The organism is Rickettsiales bacterium (assembly GCA_029252805.1).
GTDB lineage: Bacteria > Pseudomonadota > Alphaproteobacteria > Rickettsiales > JALZUV01 > JALZUV01.
This window is the reverse complement of sequence record JAQXAR010000018.1, coordinates 1-21781: the sequence shown is the minus strand read 5'-3', so window position 1 is coordinate 21781 and position 21781 is coordinate 1. Positions and strand designations below refer to the sequence as shown.

Annotated in this window: 22 protein-coding genes and 1 tRNA gene; 11 read left to right on the top strand and 12 right to left on the bottom strand. The window is 43.6% G+C overall.

Annotated features, from left to right (window positions below):
* Positions 1-50: 50 nt before the first annotated feature.
* Genes P8P30_04020 through P8P30_04005 form a run of 4 tightly spaced genes read right to left on the bottom strand, consistent with a single transcriptional unit; the run spans position 51 to position 5449 of the window.
* Positions 51-905, bottom strand: coding sequence for an alpha/beta hydrolase (locus tag P8P30_04020; protein ID MDG1286714.1), 855 nt, complete (start codon positions 903-905; stop codon positions 51-53).
* A complete protein-coding gene (locus P8P30_04015; protein ID MDG1286713.1) occupies positions 905-2158 on the bottom strand; it encodes a D-amino acid dehydrogenase in 1254 nt (417 codons plus the stop codon). The genes P8P30_04020 and P8P30_04015 overlap by 1 nt, the downstream gene beginning before the upstream one ends.
* Before the next feature lie 7 nt (positions 2159-2165).
* Complete coding sequence (gene bcp / locus P8P30_04010; protein ID MDG1286712.1) at positions 2166-2660, bottom strand: thioredoxin-dependent thiol peroxidase; 495 nt, start codon at positions 2658-2660, stop codon at positions 2166-2168.
* Positions 2657-5449 carry a bifunctional [glutamine synthetase] adenylyltransferase/[glutamine synthetase]-adenylyl-L-tyrosine phosphorylase gene (locus tag P8P30_04005; GenBank protein MDG1286711.1) on the bottom strand — a complete coding sequence of 931 codons (2793 nt, stop codon included), beginning with the start codon at positions 5447-5449 and terminating at the stop codon, positions 2657-2659. The genes bcp and P8P30_04005 overlap by 4 nt, the downstream gene beginning before the upstream one ends.
* Before the next feature lie 48 nt (positions 5450-5497).
* On the opposite strand from P8P30_04005, the gene P8P30_04000 reads away from it, so the two are divergent.
* Positions 5498-8767, top strand: a complete 3270-nt coding sequence (locus tag P8P30_04000) for an AsmA-like C-terminal domain-containing protein (protein MDG1286710.1) — start codon at positions 5498-5500, stop codon at positions 8765-8767.
* A gap of 62 nt (positions 8768-8829) precedes the next feature.
* Positions 8830-9723 (top strand): M48 family metalloprotease, encoded by an 894-nt coding sequence (locus tag P8P30_03995; protein ID MDG1286709.1) that lies wholly within the window; start codon positions 8830-8832, stop codon positions 9721-9723.
* Here the strand turns inward: P8P30_03995 and P8P30_03990 are convergent.
* The gene (locus P8P30_03990) at positions 9720-10373 is read right to left on the bottom strand and encodes a hypothetical protein (protein ID MDG1286708.1); all 654 of its coding nucleotides are present in this window, start codon (positions 10371-10373) and stop codon (positions 9720-9722) included. The genes P8P30_03995 and P8P30_03990 overlap by 4 nt on opposite strands.
* Before the next feature lie 93 nt (positions 10374-10466).
* Between P8P30_03990 and P8P30_03985 the strand changes: the two genes are divergently transcribed.
* Genes P8P30_03985 through P8P30_03975 form a run of 3 tightly spaced genes read left to right on the top strand, consistent with a single transcriptional unit; the run spans position 10467 to position 13827 of the window.
* Entirely contained in the window at positions 10467-12038 is a 1572-nt protein-coding gene (locus tag P8P30_03985; protein MDG1286707.1) for a recombinase family protein, read from the top strand.
* Positions 12035-12919, top strand: a complete 885-nt coding sequence (locus P8P30_03980; protein ID MDG1286706.1) for a ParB/RepB/Spo0J family partition protein — start codon at positions 12035-12037, stop codon at positions 12917-12919. Before P8P30_03985 ends, P8P30_03980 begins: the two co-directional genes overlap by 4 nt.
* Positions 12916-13827, top strand: a complete 912-nt coding sequence (locus tag P8P30_03975; protein MDG1286705.1) for a plasmid partitioning protein RepB C-terminal domain-containing protein — start codon at positions 12916-12918, stop codon at positions 13825-13827. Before P8P30_03980 ends, P8P30_03975 begins: the two co-directional genes overlap by 4 nt.
* Before the next feature lie 353 nt (positions 13828-14180).
* Here P8P30_03975 and P8P30_03970 read toward each other — a convergent pair whose 3' ends face one another.
* The gene (locus P8P30_03970) at positions 14181-14585 is read right to left on the bottom strand and encodes an endonuclease/exonuclease/phosphatase family protein (protein MDG1286704.1); all 405 of its coding nucleotides are present in this window, start codon (positions 14583-14585) and stop codon (positions 14181-14183) included.
* Between the two features lie 624 nt (positions 14586-15209).
* Between P8P30_03970 and P8P30_03965 the strand changes: the two genes are divergently transcribed.
* The 3 genes from P8P30_03965 to P8P30_03955 are packed head-to-tail and all read left to right on the top strand — an operon-like array spanning position 15210 to position 17108.
* On the top strand, positions 15210-16469 hold the full coding sequence (locus tag P8P30_03965; GenBank protein MDG1286703.1) for an integrase family protein: 1260 nt from the start codon (positions 15210-15212) through the stop codon (positions 16467-16469).
* Entirely contained in the window at positions 16463-16825 is a 363-nt protein-coding gene (locus P8P30_03960) for a type II toxin-antitoxin system RelE/ParE family toxin (protein MDG1286702.1), read from the top strand. The genes P8P30_03965 and P8P30_03960 overlap by 7 nt, the downstream gene beginning before the upstream one ends.
* Positions 16818-17108 (top strand): Fis family transcriptional regulator, encoded by a 291-nt coding sequence (locus P8P30_03955; protein ID MDG1286701.1) that lies wholly within the window; start codon positions 16818-16820, stop codon positions 17106-17108. The genes P8P30_03960 and P8P30_03955 overlap by 8 nt, the downstream gene beginning before the upstream one ends.
* A gap of 48 nt (positions 17109-17156) precedes the next feature.
* Here P8P30_03955 and P8P30_03950 read toward each other — a convergent pair whose 3' ends face one another.
* The gene (locus tag P8P30_03950) at positions 17157-17405 is read right to left on the bottom strand and encodes a helix-turn-helix transcriptional regulator (protein MDG1286700.1); all 249 of its coding nucleotides are present in this window, start codon (positions 17403-17405) and stop codon (positions 17157-17159) included.
* Between the two features lie 97 nt (positions 17406-17502).
* Between P8P30_03950 and P8P30_03945 the strand changes: the two genes are divergently transcribed.
* Together P8P30_03945 and P8P30_03940 are read left to right on the top strand one after the other, a co-directional pair.
* Positions 17503-17982, top strand: coding sequence for a PH domain-containing protein (locus tag P8P30_03945; protein MDG1286699.1), 480 nt, complete (start codon positions 17503-17505; stop codon positions 17980-17982).
* Positions 17983-17999: 17 nt separating this feature from the next.
* Complete coding sequence (locus P8P30_03940) at positions 18000-18293, top strand: hypothetical protein (GenBank protein ID MDG1286698.1); 294 nt, start codon at positions 18000-18002, stop codon at positions 18291-18293.
* A gap of 268 nt (positions 18294-18561) precedes the next feature.
* Here P8P30_03940 and P8P30_03935 read toward each other — a convergent pair whose 3' ends face one another.
* Together P8P30_03935 and P8P30_03930 are read right to left on the bottom strand one after the other, a co-directional pair.
* Positions 18562-19212 carry a hypothetical protein gene (locus P8P30_03935; protein ID MDG1286697.1) on the bottom strand — a complete coding sequence of 217 codons (651 nt, stop codon included), beginning with the start codon at positions 19210-19212 and terminating at the stop codon, positions 18562-18564.
* On the bottom strand, positions 19212-19409 hold the full coding sequence (locus tag P8P30_03930; GenBank protein MDG1286696.1) for a helix-turn-helix domain-containing protein: 198 nt from the start codon (positions 19407-19409) through the stop codon (positions 19212-19214). The genes P8P30_03935 and P8P30_03930 overlap by 1 nt, the downstream gene beginning before the upstream one ends.
* A gap of 430 nt (positions 19410-19839) precedes the next feature.
* Here P8P30_03930 and P8P30_03925 point away from each other — a divergent pair, with 430 nt between their 5' ends.
* The gene (locus P8P30_03925) at positions 19840-20430 is read left to right on the top strand and encodes a site-specific integrase (protein ID MDG1286695.1); all 591 of its coding nucleotides are present in this window, start codon (positions 19840-19842) and stop codon (positions 20428-20430) included.
* Positions 20431-20485: 55 nt separating this feature from the next.
* On the opposite strand, the gene P8P30_03920 is transcribed toward P8P30_03925, so the two are convergent.
* The 3 genes from P8P30_03920 to P8P30_03910 form a co-directional block, all read right to left on the bottom strand.
* Positions 20486-20944, bottom strand: coding sequence for a hypothetical protein (locus P8P30_03920; GenBank protein MDG1286694.1), 459 nt, complete (start codon positions 20942-20944; stop codon positions 20486-20488).
* Positions 20945-21146: 202 nt separating this feature from the next.
* Positions 21147-21401, bottom strand: coding sequence for a helix-turn-helix domain-containing protein (locus P8P30_03915; protein MDG1286693.1), 255 nt, complete (start codon positions 21399-21401; stop codon positions 21147-21149).
* A 235-nt stretch (positions 21402-21636) separates the two neighbouring features.
* Positions 21637-21713, bottom strand: a tRNA-Val gene (locus tag P8P30_03910).
* Positions 21714-21781: the final 68 nt, after the last annotated feature.

Below are 21781 nucleotides of genomic sequence, written 5' to 3'. Positions count from 1 at the left end.
TAAATATAGGGCAATTGTGTTTGCTTAACAATGGTTGTGAGCATTTATTTTTAGCTATCAAGCCACTCGCGCACGGCATTTACTTGTCCGTCAACCATGAGCGCGGGAGCATGGCCGCAATCCTTGAATTCTATCCATGTGGCATTGGGGTGACGTTCGCACATTTCTTTTGCCATGGCGGCGCTTAGGAAATCGGAATGCTCGCCGCGCAGCAGTAAGATAGGCTGGGGTATATTCTCCCAAAGTGGCCAGAGATTGATATCATCCGTGAGCGTCATTTCGCCTTTTTCGTCGCGAATGCCATTGATGATGGCTGGATCGTAAAGCATTCGCACACGCCCATCTTCGGTGGGTTTGACGCTATGTTTGAGCATGTGATTCCATTGCCAGCTTTTATTTAAGCCAAAGGCACCGTAGCAAATACGAATATAATTCTCAGCCTCAGCGAGGGAGGCATGATCCATATGCTGGCCGACATAATCATCAAGGCGCTGCATGGCTTCGACGCTTATCACCGGGGCAATGTCATTAATCACGAATTTACGAATGCGTGAAGGGTATTCGCACGCCATGCGCATGCCTAAAAGACCGCCCATCGAAGTACCGACCCAATCGACTTGCTCTAAGCCGAGTGTATCAAGGACGTGTAGGGTATCTTCTACATAGGTATCGTAGTTGTAGATTTCACCTGCAGGCAGCCAGTCGCTTAGGCCGCGGCCGACGACATCTGGGGCATAGATTGTACGACTATCATTTAAGCTGGAGGCGAGATAGTCGAAATCTCGCCCGTTACGGGTTAGGCCGTGAATACAAAAAACGGGCGTTTTATCGTTATTCTCGTTCCATACGGCGCACGAGATATCTCGGTCATTTCGGGTGATGGTTTGGATCTTAGGTTCTATCATTATAGGTAACGTCTCACTTCCATGCCATCAAGGCTGATTTCGGTTTCTTTACCCTCTAATGTATCGGCCAGAAGGAAGGCGCTCCCTGCGCTTTGGGTCCAACCCAGTGTGCCATGCCCGGTATTGAGGAATAGATTACTGATAGGGGAGCTGCCAATAATCGGCGGGCCATCGGGGGTGGACGCGCGCAGGCAAGCCCATTCAGAATAGTGGGGATCACTTTCCATCATTTTAGGGAAAAGCCCTTTCGCGGCGTTCTTAATTTGTGTGATACGACGCTTTTTGATCGTGGTATTGTAACCGGCAAATTCAGCCGTACCGGCGATCCGAATTTGATCGCCGAGTCTACTAAATACAATTTTCGCTTTTTGGTCGGTCACGCTAATGGAAGGAGAATGGGTATTGCTATCGAGAGTGAGGCTGTAGCCTTTCATCGGGTAGATGGGCACATCCATCCCAAGCATGCGCAAATAAATAGCGCTATAGGAGCCGAGTGACATGACATATTTATCGGCGGTAAACTCGCCTTTGTCTGTCTCAACGGCGACGATTTTATCGCTTTCTTTGCGAATTCCGGTAATGGTCGTGTCATAATGGAACTTTACGCCATACTCCTTCTCGCAAATTTTAGCGAGCCCAGTGGTGAAAAGATGACCGCTACCCGCTTCATCAAGGTGGGCGTGAATGCCGCCAACAAGTTTGCAGTTGCTATGTTCGAGTGCAGGTTCCATTTGGAGGCATTCTGCGATGGTTTTTGTTCTCTCCTGACAGCCAAATTTATTTTGAAATTCGACTTGTTTTTGAGCCGCTTCAAAATTCGATTCTTGCGAGAATATATGCAAAATTCCATCACGCTGGTAGTGGAAATCAATATCTGTCATGGTCGCGAGATCTTGCATCATTTTACGGCTATAAAGGCCAAGGCGTAGCAAAGTGACGGTATTCCTTTCCAACCCATTTTGAGTGCAATTGGCGAGGAATTTCATCCCCCAGCGCAACATTTGATAATCGAGGCGTGGGCGTAAAACCAAAGGCGCCGTATCATCAAACATCCACTTAAAGACCTTTGGCAAGGTGCTGGGGCTCGCCCAAGGTTCAGCATGGCTATAGCTGAGCTGACCGCCATTGGCGAAGCTCGTCTCGGCGGCGGCGGAAGGCGCGCGATCAATCACCTCCACATCGTAACCACGCGTGGCCAAGACGTAAGCTGTGGTGACGCCGATAACACCCGATCCGAGAATGAGGACTTTCATGGGTTTGTTAAAGCGCTGAGGCTGCCTCGAGCACTTCCTGGACGTGATTGGCCACTTTGACTTTAGGCCATGTTGCGGCGATTTTACCTTCTGCGTTAATCAAGAAAGTCGTGCGCTGAATGCCCATGTATTTTTTGCCATACATGTTCTTCTCAACCCATACCCCATAGCGTTCGCACACATCACCTTCTTCATCGGAAAGCAGTGCAAAGGGGAACTCATATTTGCATTTAAATTTATCATGCTTGGCGACAGGGCATTTGGATATACCGAAAATTTCCGTATTGGCATCTTGGAATTTAGCATAGAGGTCGCGGAAGTCTTTGCCCTCAGTGGTGCAGCCGGGCGTGTCATCTTTAGGATAGAAATACACGACCACATTCTTACCCTTTAAATCGCTAAGCGAGATGGTTTTGCCTTGATCGTTTGGCAGATTGATAGCAGGAGCGCTATCGCCAATTTGAGGTTGGTTATCGGCAATTTCTTGTGCAGCTGAGCTCATGTGTAGTCTCCTATGATTTTACTAAAGATGGTATAACTGGCTTGTTGATGTTTGCGCAAGTCTTGTCGTACATGATCGAAGGTTTTTAGGCCAAGGCTGCGCGCTAAGATTTGTTTTAAGCCAGAGGAGAATTTAGATTCTTCAAATTGATCATGACATAAACGTAGAATAGATTGCGCATGTTGTTGGAAATTGAGTGATGCTTCGAGCGTCTGCCATTCTGCTTTCGAAAGTAGCTTATTTTGTAGCGCACAAACTTGATGGATGAAGGTGATATCCATCAGTCCGCCTTTGGCTTGCTTCATGCTCCAGGGGTTGTCCGTGCCGAATTCTGCCCATAATCGTTTGCGCATGTTGAGCGCATCTTGTCGCACTTGAGTTGCATCGAGAGGCTGTTGCAAAATCTCCGTAAGCGCCTTTTGCACCTTATCGCCCTGATCTGGGTGCGAGATGATAAGGCGCTGTTTTAACAAGGCCATGCGCTCAAAGATCCACGCATCCTTTGCGTAATATTGTTGCAGTGCCTTAAGGCTTACAGCGAGTGGGCCATCCGAGCCAGCAGGACGCAATCGACCATCAACTTCATAGAGGCGCCCCTCAGGTGTCATGGCATTAAGTTGACCGGTGATGCGTTGCGCCAGCCGGTTATAATAGGCGGATACCCCTAAGCTACGCTCTCCATCCGATTCGGCAAGCTCATCAGGGGCATCATATAGGAAGAGGAGGTCGAGGTCAGAACCGAAGGTGAGAGTCTCAGTGCCTAAGCGGCCAAGTGCGACAATATGAAAGCTGCTATCTGCGATTTTGCCATACTGCTCTTCGAAGATGTGAATCACATTTTGGCTTAACTCGGTCACTGCAGTATCTGCAATATGCGTCAGCACCGGCATGGCTTTGAGTGGATCGAGGTTTCCAGCAAGTACTTGACATCCCATCACGAATTCATGTTCCGCACGGTAGCGACATAACCAACTTGCTGCCTCTTCAGGTTGATGACTCATCAGGCGGTAATGTTTTGTAGGATTCAGGGAGGCTTGTGCGAGCGCTTTATTTCGCCCTAGCGTGAGTAGCGCGTCGAGCCAGTCCGGGTGCTTGCTTAAATAATCTGCAAGCTGGGGCGCGTTGCCGATAATATTCATAAAGACGGCCAGTAGTTGCGCATTGTTATATAGTAAAGAGAGTAGGGTCACGCCCCCCGGAAGTTTAGAAAAGAATTTGGCAAAACGTTTGAACGTCGCATCGGCATCGACCTGTTCGGAAATATGTGACAGCAGTGTTGGTGTCAGCTCTGTCAGCAATTCACGCGATCGACTGGAGCGCATGGCCGCAATGGAGCCGCGATGCCACGATTGTATCGTATCGCAAATTGTTGCGGGGTCTTTGAAGCCCATTTTGCGTAAGGTTTTGAGGGTTTCGCTATCATGACTCACGCCGATGAAAGAGAGTTTGCCATCACCGGCTAAAGATTCATCTTCGTTAAAGCATTGATGGTAAATCGTGTGAGTCTCAATTGCGATATTCGTTAGAGCAGCTTCAAATTCATCCAGCGACGAATACCCGCAGAACAGTGCCACTCTTGTGCGCTCATCTTCCTGTAAGGGGATTTGATGGGTCTGGGCATCATGCAGCATTTGTAAACGATGTTCGATCATCCGCAAGGTTTCGTAATGGGCGGATAGGGTGGCCACTTCCTCGGCGGTTACGAGTTGGGCAACTTGTAAGGCTTGATATGTTTCTAAGGTGCGGCGAGAGCGTAACTGCTGTCTTCTTCCACCCCAGATGAGTTGGTGGATTTGTGCGAGAAACTCAATCTCACGAATACCGCCGAGGCCTTTTTTGACATCATACCCTGCAATCTCAATTTCAAGATTATCAAAGGCTCTATCCATTTGGCGTTTGATGGATTGGATGTCGGCAATGGCGGCGAAGTCTAGACTTTTACGCCAGATGAACGGCTTTAGTTCGTTGAGGAAGCGCTCACCTGCGGCGATGTCTCCGGCAACGGGGTGTGCTTTGATAAAAGCCGCACGTTCCCAATTCTGCCCGACACTTTCATAATAACGGAACGCGGTTTCAGTATTGAGCATGAGGGGGGTGCTGGCTGGGTCGGGGCGTAACCGAAGGTCCATGCGGAAAACATAGCCGTCGGCGGTGCGCTCTTGCATCAAGCGGATCATGTCCTGTGCTATGCGATTGAGGAGGGTTGCCGTCGGTTTTTCAGTCTTGAGGGAAAGCTTATCCGCTTCGTAAAGCAGAATCAGATCCACATCGCTAGAATAGTTAAGCTCCTGCGCTCCCAGTTTTCCCATGGCCAGTATGATGATACCGCAGCCATCCTCCGCATCGCGTATCTGTAAGCCATATTGCTTTTGATAATGCTTAATTAGGTAGTCAAGCGAGGCTTGGAGTGTAATTTTTGCCAACTTGCTTAAAGCTTCGGTTACTTGGTCTAATGTCCAAATTCCGGCAATATCGGCCATGGCAATCAGTAGGCCCGCATGTTGTTTATAGATGCGCATATCACGCATGCACCCGGCCTCAGATTTATCAGAGAAGTCGGTATCTAGCTGTGTAAATGCCGTATCCGCTCCTAACGTGTAAAATGCGCGGGCGATATCAGGGTGCTTATCGAGCAATTTACTTAAGTGAGGCGAGGTTCCGTAGATCGTCTCAAGTAATTGCATGAAGGGAGTACCCGAAAATGACGAAAAGACCTCTGGCACAGGGGTTAGCTGATAAGGTTTCGGAAGAAAATCCGTGTTTATGCTTGCGGAATCGGGATGCACCATGACAGTATAGCGGTCTTTGTGGAAACTACAGGCAGTATAACGAATCTCATGCTTAAAAAAACCTTCAATTGGTTAGACACTACTTTTGCGGTGATTTTAGCATTAGTGCTGGGTATTAGCTTAGGTCTCTACGCTTGGCTCAGCTGGACTCCCCGCGATATGACGGCGCATGTTCCTGCCCTTATGCAGGAATTTGATGTCGATTTCGCCAAGTTAGGATACGATTTACAACTCGGCAAAGTCGTTTTGAAGAATGAAGGCTTTAAAGCGCCGCTTTTATTATCGATCGAATCTTTGAAATTGAAGAACCCAGCCGGAGAGGTGTTGCTTAATATTCCTGAGTTAAAACTCTCTCCGAGCTTTTGGGGAATGTTGAAGGGTAAATTCGTTCCCAATAGTGTCGAGATATTAGGAGCTGACTTTGCAATATTACAGGATAAGCAGGGTGTGTTTTATCTTGATACACGTGAGCAGGCCGCTCCAACGCGTTTAGACTCACTCTTCTTTGCCGCAGATAAAACATCTGAAACAGTGAAAACTGAAGATGCATTTAGTCTAGAGCACCTGTTCGAGCTCGGTATCGGACGGGTCAATATATCCCGCGCCTCGATGGAATATAAAAGCGAACTGACCGGATTTGAGCTTAAGCTACCGAACTTTTCCGCCCATATTGATTCCGTTTTATTGTCAGAAGAGGTGAGCGGTAGTATTTCAGCTTCTTATAAGAATGATCGTCAGCAGCCTGCCTTGTTGCAATCTAACTTCCATTACGCGCATGAAGGCAAGCAACTCAAAGCAGATGTGAATGTGCATCAAATCACGTTATCACAGTTTGCCAAAGCAAGTGCGGCACTTGCGGATTTGGCTAAAGTGAGTGTGCCACTTTCGGGAAGGATCGAATCAAGTATTGTTTTTCCTAACCAGATTGAGGTGCTGAATTTCGACTTAAAGAGTAAGGCGCTGGCTAATCTGAAAGTGAAAGGTGAGGTGAGTGGAACGTTCGATCAGCCAAGCTTCTTAGCGCGAGGTTCGTTGGGTGAATTCGATTTACCTTTTTTGAAGAAAAACTGGCCTCAAGGCGTAGGCAAAGACGCCTATCGCTGGATTACGAGCAGTATCCGCCAGGCGACGGTCAAAAAAGGTGAGTTTAATATCAATCTAACTCCTAAGGATTTAAAGCAAGATATCTTGCCGAGTGATGCAGTGCAGGCCGTTTTACATGTGGAAGACTCAATTATAGAGTTCGTTGCCGGCTTCCCGGAAGTAAAGAAAGCTAATGGCCGTGTGATTTTTGCCGGACAAACCTTATTAGCGGAGATTGATTCGGTGCGCATGCTGAGTGGCACTAAATTACATCCGGTCAGAGCCTACCCATTTGCACGCGTGCGCATTCCTGATTTGATGGTGAATAATGTTAATATTTTGATTGATATACCGCTGACCGCCAAAATTAGCGACGTATTAGAGTTTATGAAATCCACGCCTTATAAACTACCCGCGTCATTCTCTTTAAACCCAGCATCTATGAAGGGGCGGTTGCAAGGTGTGCTTTCCATGAAAGTGATTGATCAAGTCTCGCCCGTTGAAGATGAAGTGGATTTCCAACTAAAGGGTGATTTGCAAAATGTTGCTTATGCCGGGCTGGCCAAAGGCGCTGACTTATCTGCGCTTAATGGAGAAATAAAAGCCAATAATGCAGGGGTCGAGTTTTCTGCGAGCGGTAAGTTCAATCAGCAGAAATTCGATACCGATTTAAGCATCACAAAGGATAGCGAGCAATATCACTATTCGGGGTACTTGCCGGTATCGGTTGCTGCTCTCGCCTCGAATGACCTAAACCGTTACCTGTCAGGTGCAGTTGATTTGGAAGCGGACTGGGTACAGAATTCCGGTGAACGTCCGAGAGTTCTCCTCAATGCGGATACGCGCGATATGGGCTATTCGATTCCAGATTTAAAGATCCGAAAGGTGGCTGGGCAAGCAGGGAATATCAGAGCTAACGGGAGTGCTTCCAGTGGGCGTATATTCCTATCCTCTCTGGCGATTGATGATTCTCAAATTAAGTTTTCGGGCTCTTTAGAAGTCAGTAAAAAGACGGGTAATGTGCTGAAGAGTCAAATGAACCATCTTACGTTAGGGAAGACTAAGCTTAACGGGAATTACTTCCGAAAGGGCACTCAGCATAATCTAACGATCAACGCAGAGATGCTAGACCTTGAGCCTTTCATGGGCGATCAATCTGAAAAACAAAGTTCAGGAGAATCGGTGTTGCAGCGATTAGCAAATATCCCAGATGCTGTGATTGATGTGTCGCTTGATAAGGTCAGATTTGCTGAAGATAGAGAATTACAAGATCTCAAACTGACGGCGAAATGCTCAAATAAGCGCTGTCAAAGTTTCTCCCTCCAGACGCGTAGTGGTGATGTGCCAGTTGCTGCTAAAGTGGGGGAGGTTGACGGTAAACGGAACTTCTCTGCGACGACTCCAAATCTTGGACGCATTTTACGTGTGACTGGCTTGTTCGATGATATGCGCAACGGCTCTCTGAGCTTAAATGCGGTTTATCAAGATGATCTGCCGAATAATCCAATGGCAGGCCGTTTTGCGTTAGATGACTTTAATGTAAAAGGTGTCCCTGTTTTAGCAAAGTTGTTGACCGTTGCCACGTTCACCGGGATTCTTGATGTGATGTCTGGGGGCGGATTGAGTTTCCAGAAAATGGTGGTGCCGTTCCAATATGACACGCAAAAATTGATCATTAAAGACGCACGTGCTGTAGGGCCGTCGCTTGGGATTACCGCCGATGGCGCCCTCGATATTAAACCTGATACGTTGAAAATTGAGGGCGCGGTTATCCCCGCAAAATTACTCGATACGGTGTTGGGTGGTATTCCTATTATTGGTGAGGTTTATAAAGTGCTAACCGGCGGTGAAGGCTTGGTGGCGGTGAATTACAGCATGAAGGGAAAGGCGGATGATCCCAAAATTAGTGTCAATCCGTTATCGGTGCTAACCCCAGGATTTTTGCGTGGATTCTTTGATATTTTCAACCCTTCTTCGAAGCAAGAAGTGGAAGATGCTAAGACTGCTGAAGATGCTTTGAAAGAGGTCGAAGACGATGTGCAGACCATGGAAGATGAAGCCTCCCAAGAAGCGACAAAAGAGGCAGTGCAAGCAGAAGAACCTCCCCAAACGGGTGCAGAGATAGAAGTGCCGGTTAAGGCCGTTGAGAAAGAATCGTTAGTGGAAAACGAAAAAGAAGGAGATTATGTGCCGAGTCGTAAGAAACCCGGTTCATTTATGCGCGAAAAACGCTGATTTTTCAGTCTTTTCTAGGGTTCTGTCATTAAGCTGTAACACAGTTGCTGTAGCTTTATGGCATGATGTCAAAGCTCTATTCTGCGCTCGGCGCCTTACAGCATGCGGTTTCTCCGCAGAATGAGGCGATTGGCTATTGGGAGAAAATGGGCTTACAGGCACTCGGCGCGAGCAGCTATCGTGTCGCGACGCAGGCACAAGACAGCGAACTTATCGCCCAAGTGCAAAAGATTTATGATCTCGAAAAGATGCCCAATAGACCTAAGCTCGTGCTGTATGAACAAGATGTACCCAATGCCGCCTTTGTGCATACCGGCACCATTGTGATCTCGACCGGTCTCCTTAAGCGCCTCGATAAAGACGAGCGCGAGGTGATTTTAGCGCATGAGATATCTCATCAAAAACATGGCAAAACTGATATGGCGGTGACTCTCGGTTATTATGCCGTGACAGCAGGGCTCGCCGCAGTTGCAACGCATCAAGTCATGAAGCATTTATGGAAACCGTTACAAAACCCATTTGTCAATGCGGTGACGTTTGGTGCCGCTGCATGGTTATTCAGTAAAGCTACATCGATTCCGCTACATGCACATCAACGCCATGAAGAACTTAAGGCGGATAGAGAGGCGGCGTGGATTACGCGCAAACCTGAGAAACTCGCCAGTGCGCTGCAGAAGCTTGGGAATTACCCCGATAACTTAACACCAGACCCGATAGAAATCCCCCAAACCGACGGGAATCTCCCACTGCCAGCCGCACACACGAAAGCACAAGGTTTATACAGCACTCACCCTTCAGTGGAGGAGCGCCAAGCGCAAATGCAGAGGATTGAGGCAGAGCAAAAGAGTCGCAATATACATCATACCCAGCTGAATCAAGGCGAGGGCCACCGCGCGCAAATCATCAATTTGCGTGATGCAGAAGAAAAACTAAAATCAGAGAACCACCGCGCTTAACTTAAATAGCTGACATCTAATAAACTTACAGCCAACTCGTCTATGTTTATCCATCTCCTCACAGAGCCTCTTAATATTATATAGAATATGATACCAGTGCGGCACAGAATGTGGTGAAGTTGGTGTAAAAACGGTTTGACCGTTGAAACCACTAGGGCGTTACCCCAGATAGCCTGTATGGATTCTGAATTGGGATTCGAACCATTATGTATTTCGTTCACGAACCATAGCTGACGAAGGTTCAAATCTGAAATCTTTCGAGTATCGGCGATTGAATTTATAGGGTCAAAAATGACCCTATAAATCTGAAATGGGTTAAAATTATTGCCTGTTTGCTTCCCAATCTTTTTAGCTGATTTATTATCGAAAGTGATGTGCTCATCAATGTTGTTACGCGTAATTTTCATGACAGCTTCTTTTATCTCAGGATAATGAAGCATTAGTAGCAATAAGTTCTTTACATTCGGCGTGTTGCGAGATTGGAACCAGCCCTCAATAGTTCGTATTTCAATGCCAGTTTTTCGGCTGATTCGTTTTACTGCAGCACTCTCATTTGGATGAATATTGCGCAGCAAGTTCCCAATCAAAATAATGATGTTTCGTTCTGTGATTTTGTTTGGAAATTCTTGCGTATTTTTCGTTAGCGACATAACGCCTCCTTCTTTGGTATTTTGAAAGAGGCGCAGTGATGCCGTTATTTAGTCGCATGGCGAGTATTGGTTAATGAAGATAAAGGAGAATTCGTGAACGAGATTTTTGATGAAAACAACAAGGCTGTTAAACCTAATCCAACTAAAGCTGCCATTTATGTGCGCATGTCAACGGATCATCAAAAATACTCCACCGAAAACCAAGAAGCCACCATTCGGGAATATGCGGATAAGAAAAATCTCGAGATTATTAACACCTATGCCGACCATGGAAAAAGCGGTCTCAAAATTGAGGGACGCGATGCACTTAGGCGCTTAATTGAAGATGTAGAAAACAAACGCGCCGAGTTTGGGACTATTCTGGTTCTAGATGTCACACGCTGGGGACGTTTTCAAGATGCCGATGAAAGCGCCTATTATGAATATATCTGCCGTCGTGCGGGTATCGACGTTCAATATGTTGCCGAGCAATTTGAAAATGATGGAAGCCCTGTCGCAACGATCGTCAAAGGCGTAAAACGCGCAATGGCTGGCGAATATAGTCGTGAGTTATCCGGCAAAGTATTTGCTGGTCAGTGTCGGTTGATTAAAAAAGGTTATCGCCAAGGCGGCCCTGCTGGCTATGGATTGCGGCGGATGCTGATTGATGAACACGGATTAACCAAAGGCGTGCTAAAGCCTGGTCAGCATAAAAGCTTTCAAACAGATCGCGTCATTCTTGTGCCGGGACCTGATGAAGAAGTGCAAAACGTACGTTGGATGTATGACTCCTTTATCAATGAGGGCATGAAAGAAAGTCAGATAGCCACTGAATTAAACCGACGCGGCATCAAAACAGATTTCGGGCGAGATTGGAGTCGCGGCACCGTGCATCAGATTCTCACCAACGAAAAATATATCGGCAATAACGTCTTCAACCGTACTTCGAACAAGCTCAAAAACCGCCTTGTTGAAAATGACCCTGAAATGTGGGTGCGTGCAGAAGGGGTTTTTGAAGCCATTGTTAACCCTAGCGACTTCTACACGGTGCAAGGAATCCTAAGAGAGCGCAATCGCCGTTACAGTAATGAAGAAATGCTAGAGAAATTACAGCGCTTACAAGAACGTAATGGCTGGTTATCTGGTGTCGTGATCGATGAGCAGGAGAATATGCCATCTAGTGGAGCTTATTCTAACCGTTTTGGCAGTTTAATACGCGCCTACAAGTTGATTGGCTATACGCCTGACCGTGATTACCGTTATATCGAAATTAACCGCTATCTTCGCAAGCTTCATGCGGATGTGTTTGCGCAAACGATTCAGAAAATCGAATCGCTCGGCGCCACTATTACGCACCAGGTCGGCTCCGACCTGTTTAACATTAATGATGAGGTGAGCGTTTCCATGATAATATGCAGATGTTTGCAAACGTCTGCTGGCTCGTATCGCTGGAAGATGCGCTTGGATTCTGGTTTGGAGCCAGATGTAACAATTGCTATTCGCATGGATGCACAAAATCAGCAACCTCTCGACTATTATCTGCTGCCTTCCATTGATATTGAAAATCCGAAGCTACGCCTGAACGAGCATAATGGTCTTGCCTTAGATGCTTATCGTTTTGATGATCTCGAAGCCTTCTTTTTCATGACGGAGCGTGAACCTATTAAGGAGCCAGAATCCGTATGAGCCAGCAGATAGAAATGATCTCGATTGAAGATATCAATATCTTAAATCCTCGGGTGCGCAATAAGCGTATCTTTCAGACTATTACCGAGAATATCACCAAGGTAGGTTTGAAGCGTCCCATTACCGTGACGGAATCTTCCTCTGGTGAGAAGAAATATGATCTTGTCTGCGGACAGGGGCGTATTGAAGCGTTTGAGGCGCATGAACAAACGCATATTCCTGCTATTGTGATTGAAGCTTCTGAAGAAGAGGCGCTGATTATGAGTCTGGTTGAGAATCTAGCAAGGCGTCAGCATCGTTCTATCGATCTTCTGCAGGGAATCGAAGCTCTTCAGCAAAAGGGGTATAAAGCTATTGAAATAGCGAAAAAGACGGGACTGAGCGATAAATATGTTTATGCGGTGCTCGACTTATTGAAACGCGGTGAGCAGCGTCTACTAGCGGCAGTCGAATCCGGTCATATTCCGCTCACGGTGGCAATGTCCATTGCTACATCATCCGGTAGTGGTCAGGAAGCACTACAGGAGGCTTATGAAAAGAAACAATTGCGCGGCAAGAAATTGCTTTTGGCCAAAAATCTAATCGAGAAGCGCCAGCGACTCGGCAAGGGTATGGGATCTACTCCAGAGGAACGAAACTCCAAGTCTGGTTCTGGATCGGGCATCGTCACTGCAGGCGATGTGATGGAAGTCTATCAGCGCGAAGTCGATCGTAAATCCCTACTCACGCGCAAAGCTAGTCTCGTTAGCCACCGATTGCTTTTCATCAAACAATCGCTACGGCGTATTTATGAAGAAGAGCATTTTATGACGCTTCTGAAAGCGGAAGGATTAGAAACTATCCCCAAGCCTATTTCCGAATTATTGGGAGAAGGCGCATGAGTTCTAGAGGTTCACAGCTTTTTACAGATAATATTACCATTGGCTTTGAAGATCGGCTGGTAGAACTGCCGCTTAAAACAATAACGCCTACGCGGGTGGTGACCAAAGCCATCAAAGTGAGCATTAAATACAAACGAATACTTTCCTCTATTCGTGAAATTGGCGTGATTGAGCCATTGGTCGTGACAGAAGAGAAGGGCACTTATTATTTACTTGATGGTCATGTGCGTTTGCAGGCATTGCAAGATTTGGAGCAGGAGAAAACGCTATGCCTAATTTCATCAGATGATGAATCCTTCACCTACAACAAACATATAAACCGTCTTGCCCCCATCCAGGAGCATAAAATGATTCTGAAAGCGGTTGAGCGAGGCGTGTCAGAGGATAAAATAGCGGCGGCGCTGAACCTTGATGTGAAGAGTATTATCATGAAGCGTAATCTCTTGAAGGGCATCTGTGATGAAGCAGCCGAGATTCTCAAAGATAAGATTGTTCCGGGTAGTGTATTCAATGTTCTCAAGCGTATGAAGCCTTTGCGACAGGTTGAAGCCGCAACGCTTATGGTTGATGCCAATAGCTTTAATGCAACCTACGCCAAAGCCATTCTAGGCAGTACGCCTAAAGATCAACTCAAGAACCCTGAAAAGCCCAAAAGCATTAAAGGACTCACACCGGAGCAAATGGCACGCATGGAAAATGAGATGGCTAGCTTGCAACGAGAATATAAGCTTATTGAGGAAGGTTATGGTGCCGATGTGCTGAGTCTCACCTTTGCGAAAGGCTATCTGAGTAATTTGCTCGAGAACACACAAATTACGCGCTACTTGTCCAAGCATCACCCAAACATATTGAATGAGTTTCAGCGCATTACCGAAATATCGTCGTTACGTGAGGAGGTGGCGGCGTAACTGAAGCAGGGTTTGGCTATGAGGTGAATACCAAACTAACGGAGACCGGGATCCAAAAGCGCCGGGACCATGGGAGAAGCCATCTGGTAAGAACAGATATGGAGCAATCATGGTGGTGGGAATGACGGCGATCCCGTTCACAGCCCACTAGGCCAGTTTGAGTTATCACTGGCCGAATCACTTATGCACCAATATCTGCTGGCAGCTTCAGGCCAGTAGTTGTGGTGTTGGCGATATTTTTATGACTGACTCATGTTCAAACAAAGATTCTGCTAGCCATCTTTTTATGAACAATTTTGAAAACTTCCATTATGGAGAATTTGATAAAGCCACAAATATAACTTTAACCAACTTTATAAAAGTTTATCTTCCTCTACATCGCATACTAACGGCATGTGATCGCTGAGTTCCAGCCAAGTGGTAGGGTCACCTATCGTTAATTGACTATTTTCTAGCGCCAATTCTGGAATGAAAAAGTAATCAATATGATAGGGCCTTTCAATCTGTCGATGCATGAAAAGTGTTGGCCGCGACTCTTTACCTTGCTCTTCGTTTGTTAACTCGTGGTAAAGACTTTTGAATCCTATCTCATCTAGCTCACTGACAACTTTACTGTGATTCCAGACTCTTTTCTTATCCCATAAAGCACTACTATTTAAGTCGCCACAGAGAATCATTGGCGAGGAACAAAGTCGACTTTTGTGAAGCTGTAAATATTTCCACAACTGAGCAATATATCCTGTAGCTTGCGAATCCACCTTCTTTGTCCAAATAGCAAGGAGATTAAAATCGTTAGAAATAGTGCACGGCAGAAAAGACTGAAAGCCACCATCATCCCACCCCAAGCTCTCTACTGAATGACCATTTCTGGCAAAAACTCCGATTCCTTTGTTTTTACTATTTCCTAGCCATAGGAAGCTAGCGGACGCCTCCTATACTGAGAAGCAAAATAAGGAGTCGAACCCGCAACTACTTTACCTCTTGCTAGATTGCATGCCACAGGAATTCTTCGTAGTCACCTTCAGGAACTTGTAAAAGAAGATAGATTTGAGCTTGATAGGAATGGATAAAAATAGCTGGGAGTGTATCTCAAGGGGAGCAACTGGGGAGCAACGGACTCTAAGAGGTGTAAGTGTTATTCGTCTAACCTATTGAAAAATATGGTGGGCGGTAAGGAATTCGAATCCCCGACCTCGTCGATGTCAAACCTATTTTTGACTTAATTTGTTAGTTGTACCTGTTATTATGCAGTCACATGAGTTGTTATAATTTACTGTTTTATAATGTTTATTTTGCAGTTTCTCAATTTTATTCTATTTTCTAGTTGTACCAGTTGTTACCCAGCATGGTCACTAAAGCATAACTAAAATACAGAAGATGACATGACTAGCAAAACAGAAAATAAGAATACAAAAAATCTCACTAAAGATATTATTAGCAAGTTACCAAACGAATCAGGAATTCAGGTGGTAGTTTGGGATAGCAAGGTTCAAGGCTTACACATAAAAGTTGGAAAGAACAGTAAAACTTTCTTTTTCAGAAAGAGATTGAAGGGTAGGTACGTAAGTATCAAGCTTGGCCGCTTTCCAGAAATAAGCGTTGAGATAGCCAGAAAATCAGCGCGAGCAAAACACTTTGAAATGCAGGAAGGTAAAAATCCGAAAGACCGTTTGCAAATGACCAAGCTGCAAGCGACAGAATTGACAACTGCATTGGATACATATCTTGCTAATAGAATCAAAAATGAAAAACTGAAACATCCAAAAGAATTTCGCGCAACATTTTATCGTCATCTTTCAGATTGGATGAGTAAACCTGTATCAATCATTACTGCTGACATGGTTTTGAAGCGTCATAACAGCATTACGAAAAAGGCAGGACCTTACGCTGCAAATAAAGCGTTCACTAGCTTGCAATCGGTTTTAAAGTATCATTTCGCTGACAATGATATTTATAAAAACCCAGTGAAAATTCTAACAACAAAAGAAGAATGGAATCCTTGCAAAGCTCGCAAAAACTACATTCAGCCACATCAGATGCAAACTTGGTACACTGCGCTTATCGAAGATGAAAACGCAGCATTGGTTAATCTTCTGAAGCTCATTTTATACTCAGGATTACGAAAAACAGAGGCCATGACATTGACATGGCGCAATGTTGATTTTGACAATTTGATTTTATATATTCCAAAAACAAAAAATGGCAAACCTCACATTCTGCCAATTACAGACAATATATTTGAGTTGTTGAAGCTTCAACAATCTACTGCGAATGAAAGTAGTTGGGTTTTTCCTAGTGAATCCAGTAAATCTGGACATATTGAAGAACCCAAAAAGCTTGTTGAAAGGATAGAAGAAAGGTGTGGTTTACGCATTACTTGCCACGATTTACGACGTACATTTTCAGAGTTGGCGTATCAAAGGACCGCCAGCGAATCGTTGGTATCAAGACTTCTAAATCATAGTCAAAATAAATCTGTGACTGGCCGTCATTATATTCAAGGCGGCATTGAAGTTTTACGAAAACCACTGTCTTTGATTCAATACCACACTGACAAATTAATGAAAATTGCTGAACCTAACGAAAAGATGGATGAAATTTTGCGTTGGCATTATGCACCAAATATGGTACAATCATGGTAATTGATAGAAAAAAACTGACTGCTAAATTCTTTCACATGACTTCAGGTAAAGAGCCTGTGCGTCAATGGTTGTTAGGGCTGGATAAGGAAGATAGAAAGCTTATTGGCATTGCGATTAAAGATTGTGAATTCAGTTGGCCAATTGGTCTACCTTTATGTCGTCAAATCAAAGGTCATAAAGGGTTGTGGGAAGTTCGATGTGACATTACGAATAAACGAATTGTTCGTGTAATGTTCTGTGTAGATGATGGTGAAATGATTTTGTTACATGGCTTTATCAAGAAATCACAGAAGACAGAATTGAAAGAAATCAACTTGGCGGTCAAACGACAAAAGGAATATGAAGCAAATGGTTAAAAAAATAAACATTCATGCGGGTTCTGACTTTGATGATTTTCTTTCAGAAGAAGGCATCAAAGATGAAGTAACTGCTATTGCGTTGAAGCGTGTTATTGCACGTCAAATAGCTGAGGAAATGGAACGTAAGCACATTACCAAAACAGCAATGGCCAAAATGATGCAAACTAGTCGTTCACAGCTTGACCGCCTTCTCGACCCAATGAAAACAGGGGTTTCACTAGAAACGATTACAAGTGCCGCCAAAGTGATTGGCCGTTCTTTGCGTGTCGAACTGGTGTAACACCGACAACAGTGCTGTACGTGCTTTATATGGCGTTTAAATGCACATTCACTCGTCAGTCAAATTCATCTTCTTTGCCTGAATAATCACTTCTTCAGGTGTTGAACCAAATGCCTTTGCAATCTTATGCAATGATGTAACCGTTAGGTTGCGTTCACTGGCTTCAATTTTGCCAATGGTTCGTCTGGTCAGTGTTGCTTTCTCTGCAAGCGTTTGATGACTCCAGCCACGTTGTTTTCGCTGAACTTTGATATAAGCCGCTAATCTTTTTGTTAGGTCGTTTAATTCATCTTTCATTTAAAGAAATTAAACGCATTGATTTATGCACGGCACGGCATTATTGTACCGTAAATGGAACTTATTGTTCCTTATCAATCAAAGCTACGAGGTCACAATGTCAGAAGAGAACCAACCAGAGTTAGAAGAAGATGAAACAGTCATTCAAGAGATAAAGCCATCATGGAAAGCATTCTTGTTCTGGATTGTGCTAGGTGTCGGTGCATCATTAATGACTATGTTTATGTTGCTACCACTGACGTTGATTATATTCGCTTTCATTTTTCTTCACATGAAGGTGGATATGTACACAATTACGACAGAGAGATTAATCTTCAAACATGGCATTATCGCACGTACACTTGAAGAAATCGAACTTTTCAGAATCAAAGATGTCACAGTTTCACAAGGCTTCTTTGAACGACTCTTGAACATCGGTACGGTTCAAGTTCTATCTGTAGATGATACGACCTCTAAACTGCTGATAAAAGGCATTGATGACCCTATGGCTATCAAAGAAAAGCTTCGTAAGATGTACCGTGCATCACGTAAGAAAGAACGTATCGTCAACACTGAACTGCTGTATTCTGGCCAGTAAACCAAAGAACAAACCTTATGAATCTACATATCGAACCATCACCAATGTACACTGGTTGGGTAAAATTCTACATCCCATCAACCAAGGATATTATCTACGCTGATGTGTTTGATTATGCTGCTGAACAAGAAGCAATCGAACATCAACTTCAGGAAGCAAAGGTTGAAGATTACAAGCTGGTTCATAAGCATCATGGCTTTGTTATTCATTGTCATAATGAAGAAGTTGCAAATCAAATTTCTACTGCAATCAATCTACAAGACCGACAAGAAAAACATCGTTTAAATAATCTCACTCTTTGTTCACAATAAACATCTTCATACTGCTCATTTAAGCTCTCTAGAAGCATCTTCTTTCAATTTTACATACCAACCCACATAAATCACATACACTTCAAGAAAACTGCTTTAATGAATCTTGAACAATCAACTCAAGCAACACATCACCTTATCTGTATATCAATCGCAAGCGAACCAACCATTGCTTCGCCATTGCTGCTTTGGATAAAGTAACAAGAGAAACAAAGATGAAAAGGTCAGTATACTTCAATTATGCGTTGCACGGTTCCATATATTCAACCTAGTGTTCAGAATGAAATTCTCCCAGCAGAATGAACTGTTCTGCAATGTTGTTAATGGTTGCTATGTCATTTGTTCTCAATCGTTTATAAAACTCTTTCAGGCTGTAGTGCTTTAAGCCTTCAACATTCCATATTTTCTGAATGTCGTAAGATGCATAATCCATTCTTAGCTTGGTTAAGCTGTAATCCATCGCATTATGCAGTTCATCTTCACTATGATTTTGGTTCGTCAATAAGATATGATAATGAAAATTAGAACTTTGGTGTTCTGGGATTGCCAATCCTTCGCAACGATTTTCTCTCTTTGCAGGGTGCTGATATGTTTTTCCAACCAACTTTCTATCCATCCGACCAAAAATATATTTCAGTTTTTGAGAGTAATACCTTCTGGCAATTTCTGGACGAAACTTTTTTGATTTGTCATGTCGTTGATTTTTCTCATCATCACTTTTCTTTATTGGCCTAGATTTTTTATCAGGATTGAATGCAATGGTGATGAAATATTGCGGGTCAAGTATGTTGATAAAGTAATCATACACCTCAACATAACTTTTGAACTTTAAGCCATTGGAACGAAGATACTTTTTCTTAGCAAGAGATTCAGTTCTTATCTCTCCTTCTGCGTCTTTGGAATTGAGAATGCACGACATCAAACATCACCCTCAACATTCATCAATTCCAACTGCTCGATAAAACTATCAAGGTCACCTTGTCGATACCTGACCATCTTTTCATTTTGCAATTTAATGTAGCTTGGTGGTTTGCCTAAGCTTCGCCAGTTCTTCATGGTTTGCGCTGAAACACTGAGATAATGTGCAGCTTCAATGGTGGTTAGTAATGTTGTCATCACCTGTCATTCCTTCGTTTTGAGTTGCTGCAAAGGACGTAAAGAAACTCCATTGCGTACTTTTATTTATAAAAATGGTGTTTTTGAGGTGATGTAGGATTAAAACCCTATCATCATTCTGTTATTAAATGATAATGTTGATATTCAGGCGGCTCAAATCTTCAAAATCGAGTGATTTGACGTGAAAATAATTTCAAAAAAGTGCAATTATTTTTCTGAATCATTATTTTACAGATGCTTATGAGTGAAGTTTTTTGCAGTCGTATTGAACCAATTAGCAACAACGTTCACCTCAAAATCAACCTCAGTATGAAATCTATATTTTATACCAAGCCTAGTGTTTGCAATGCTTACGGGATGATTCAACTTGACTTCATGTCTAGTCTTAGTATTATTTACATTCATTTGAATAAAGTATAACGAGATAATCATGTTAAACCGCCAAGCAAAGATACTTACTGACAAGCAACAAAATGTCGCTTTAGATTATTTATCGAAGACTCAACACCCTGAACGAAATCGTGTGATGTTCTTGCTGTCGTTTAAAGCTGGTTTACGTGCGAAAGAGGTTTCATCTTTGACGTGGTCAATGGTTACTGACACAGAGGGTAGTTTGACTGACACGATTCAACTCACCAACACTGCAAGTAAAGGCAAGAAGGGTGGTCGAGTGATTTACCTGCATCCTAAGTTGAAAGATGCATTGCAGCTTCTGTTAAGCAGTCTCGATGATGCGCCTGACGGTGTTGAACGAGTGATTAAAACACAGCGCTCAAACCGACCATCTGCACAGACCATCGTGAACTTCTTTCAAAAATTATACAATGATTTAGGGTTTGAAGGTGCGAGTAGCCATTCAGGGCGAAGAAATTTCATTAGTCAGGCTGCAAGAAAAATCAGTTCAGTTGGTGGAAGCCTTGAAGATGTGCGAAGACTCGCTGGTCATTCGAGTCTTGGCACGACACAGCGTTACATCGAATATGATTCTGCTGCTGCGCAGAATGTCGTGAAGTTGGTGTAAATAAAAAAGAGGTCAAGCACATTTGCTCAACCTTCTTTTCTATTTTTTCAAACCTTTATACCAAATCTTCATCCCTATAGGGTTTCTGATACTGGTAATCAGATTCTTTGTAACTATTCAAATCCAATTCTTCGTCTTCATCAGCACTCTCAGGAAGAACCTTTCTTCGAAAGAATTCATCGCTATCTGTCGTGAAGATGAATTCAGAATATACTGCCACCTGAATTAAGCAAACAAGTGTCATACCTAATTGTGATAGACCGCCTGAATTGTATAAGGCAACACTAGAAAATGCTAGAATCAGCCCGTAAACAATATGCCACCATTTGAACGCCTTATTAAAGGGTGACCAAATGGCATTGGTAAAGAGGGCACCAGACCAGAAAAATCCGAGGACTATCTTCAACCACAATTTGCTAGCTGATAAATGGTAACCACCCATTACCTGTAAGGCAACAAGAGCTGCGAATACTAAGGCAATAATTAGAACTGCTTTTAAAATTGAAACTTTCATAATTTTTAGAATTTAAAGTGTAAATTATACCAATTATATGTTGGCTTGTTATTGTTAAGTTAAGTCTTCAAATCCATAAAGTAAGCATCAAGCTGTAATAAATCCGCATAAGCAGAAAAAATTACAAGCATTCTGCAAACAAAAATTCATAAGAAAACATGTAAATTATACCATGCCAATGTGACGAAATTATGAAGGTTGGTTAATATTGTGGGATGATTGGTGTTATTTTTCGACTTTGTTCATAAGCCTCAATATCATCAATATGATATCTTACGCGATTACTGAATTTACTGAAGGTAATTTCTGTGCGATTTCGACGATTCTTACGAAGCCATTCGACTGACATACCCAGCCTTTCTGCGACTTCTGTTTCTGTCAAATAGATTTGACGCTTATTCTCTGGATTGGCTTTAGGTGCGATTGGGTGAGAGTGGTTTGTTTCAATGATTTGCATAGGCGTGACTATACAGACCCTTGAGTGAAGGTCAATATAAAATTGAATAATTTATCATTTATGACACAAATAAAAGCTTTGTCAACCAGATTTATCTTTTTATTCGAATTATGTTCGATTGTCTATTTTTGAACTTCAATGCAGGTGTGGTCACTATAAGGTCACTAGTTGCTATCTATGTTATTAACCGTACTTGCTAATAATCTAGCAATCTATTGACATATATAAAGAAAAATGGTGGGCGATAGAAGATTCGAACTTCCGACCTCGTCGATGTCAACGACGCGCTCTAACCAGCTGAGCTAACCGCCCGCACCAAAAGATAAACTGCACTATAACCAAGTTTTATTGCTTATCAAGTGCTCGCTTTGCCTTGCATG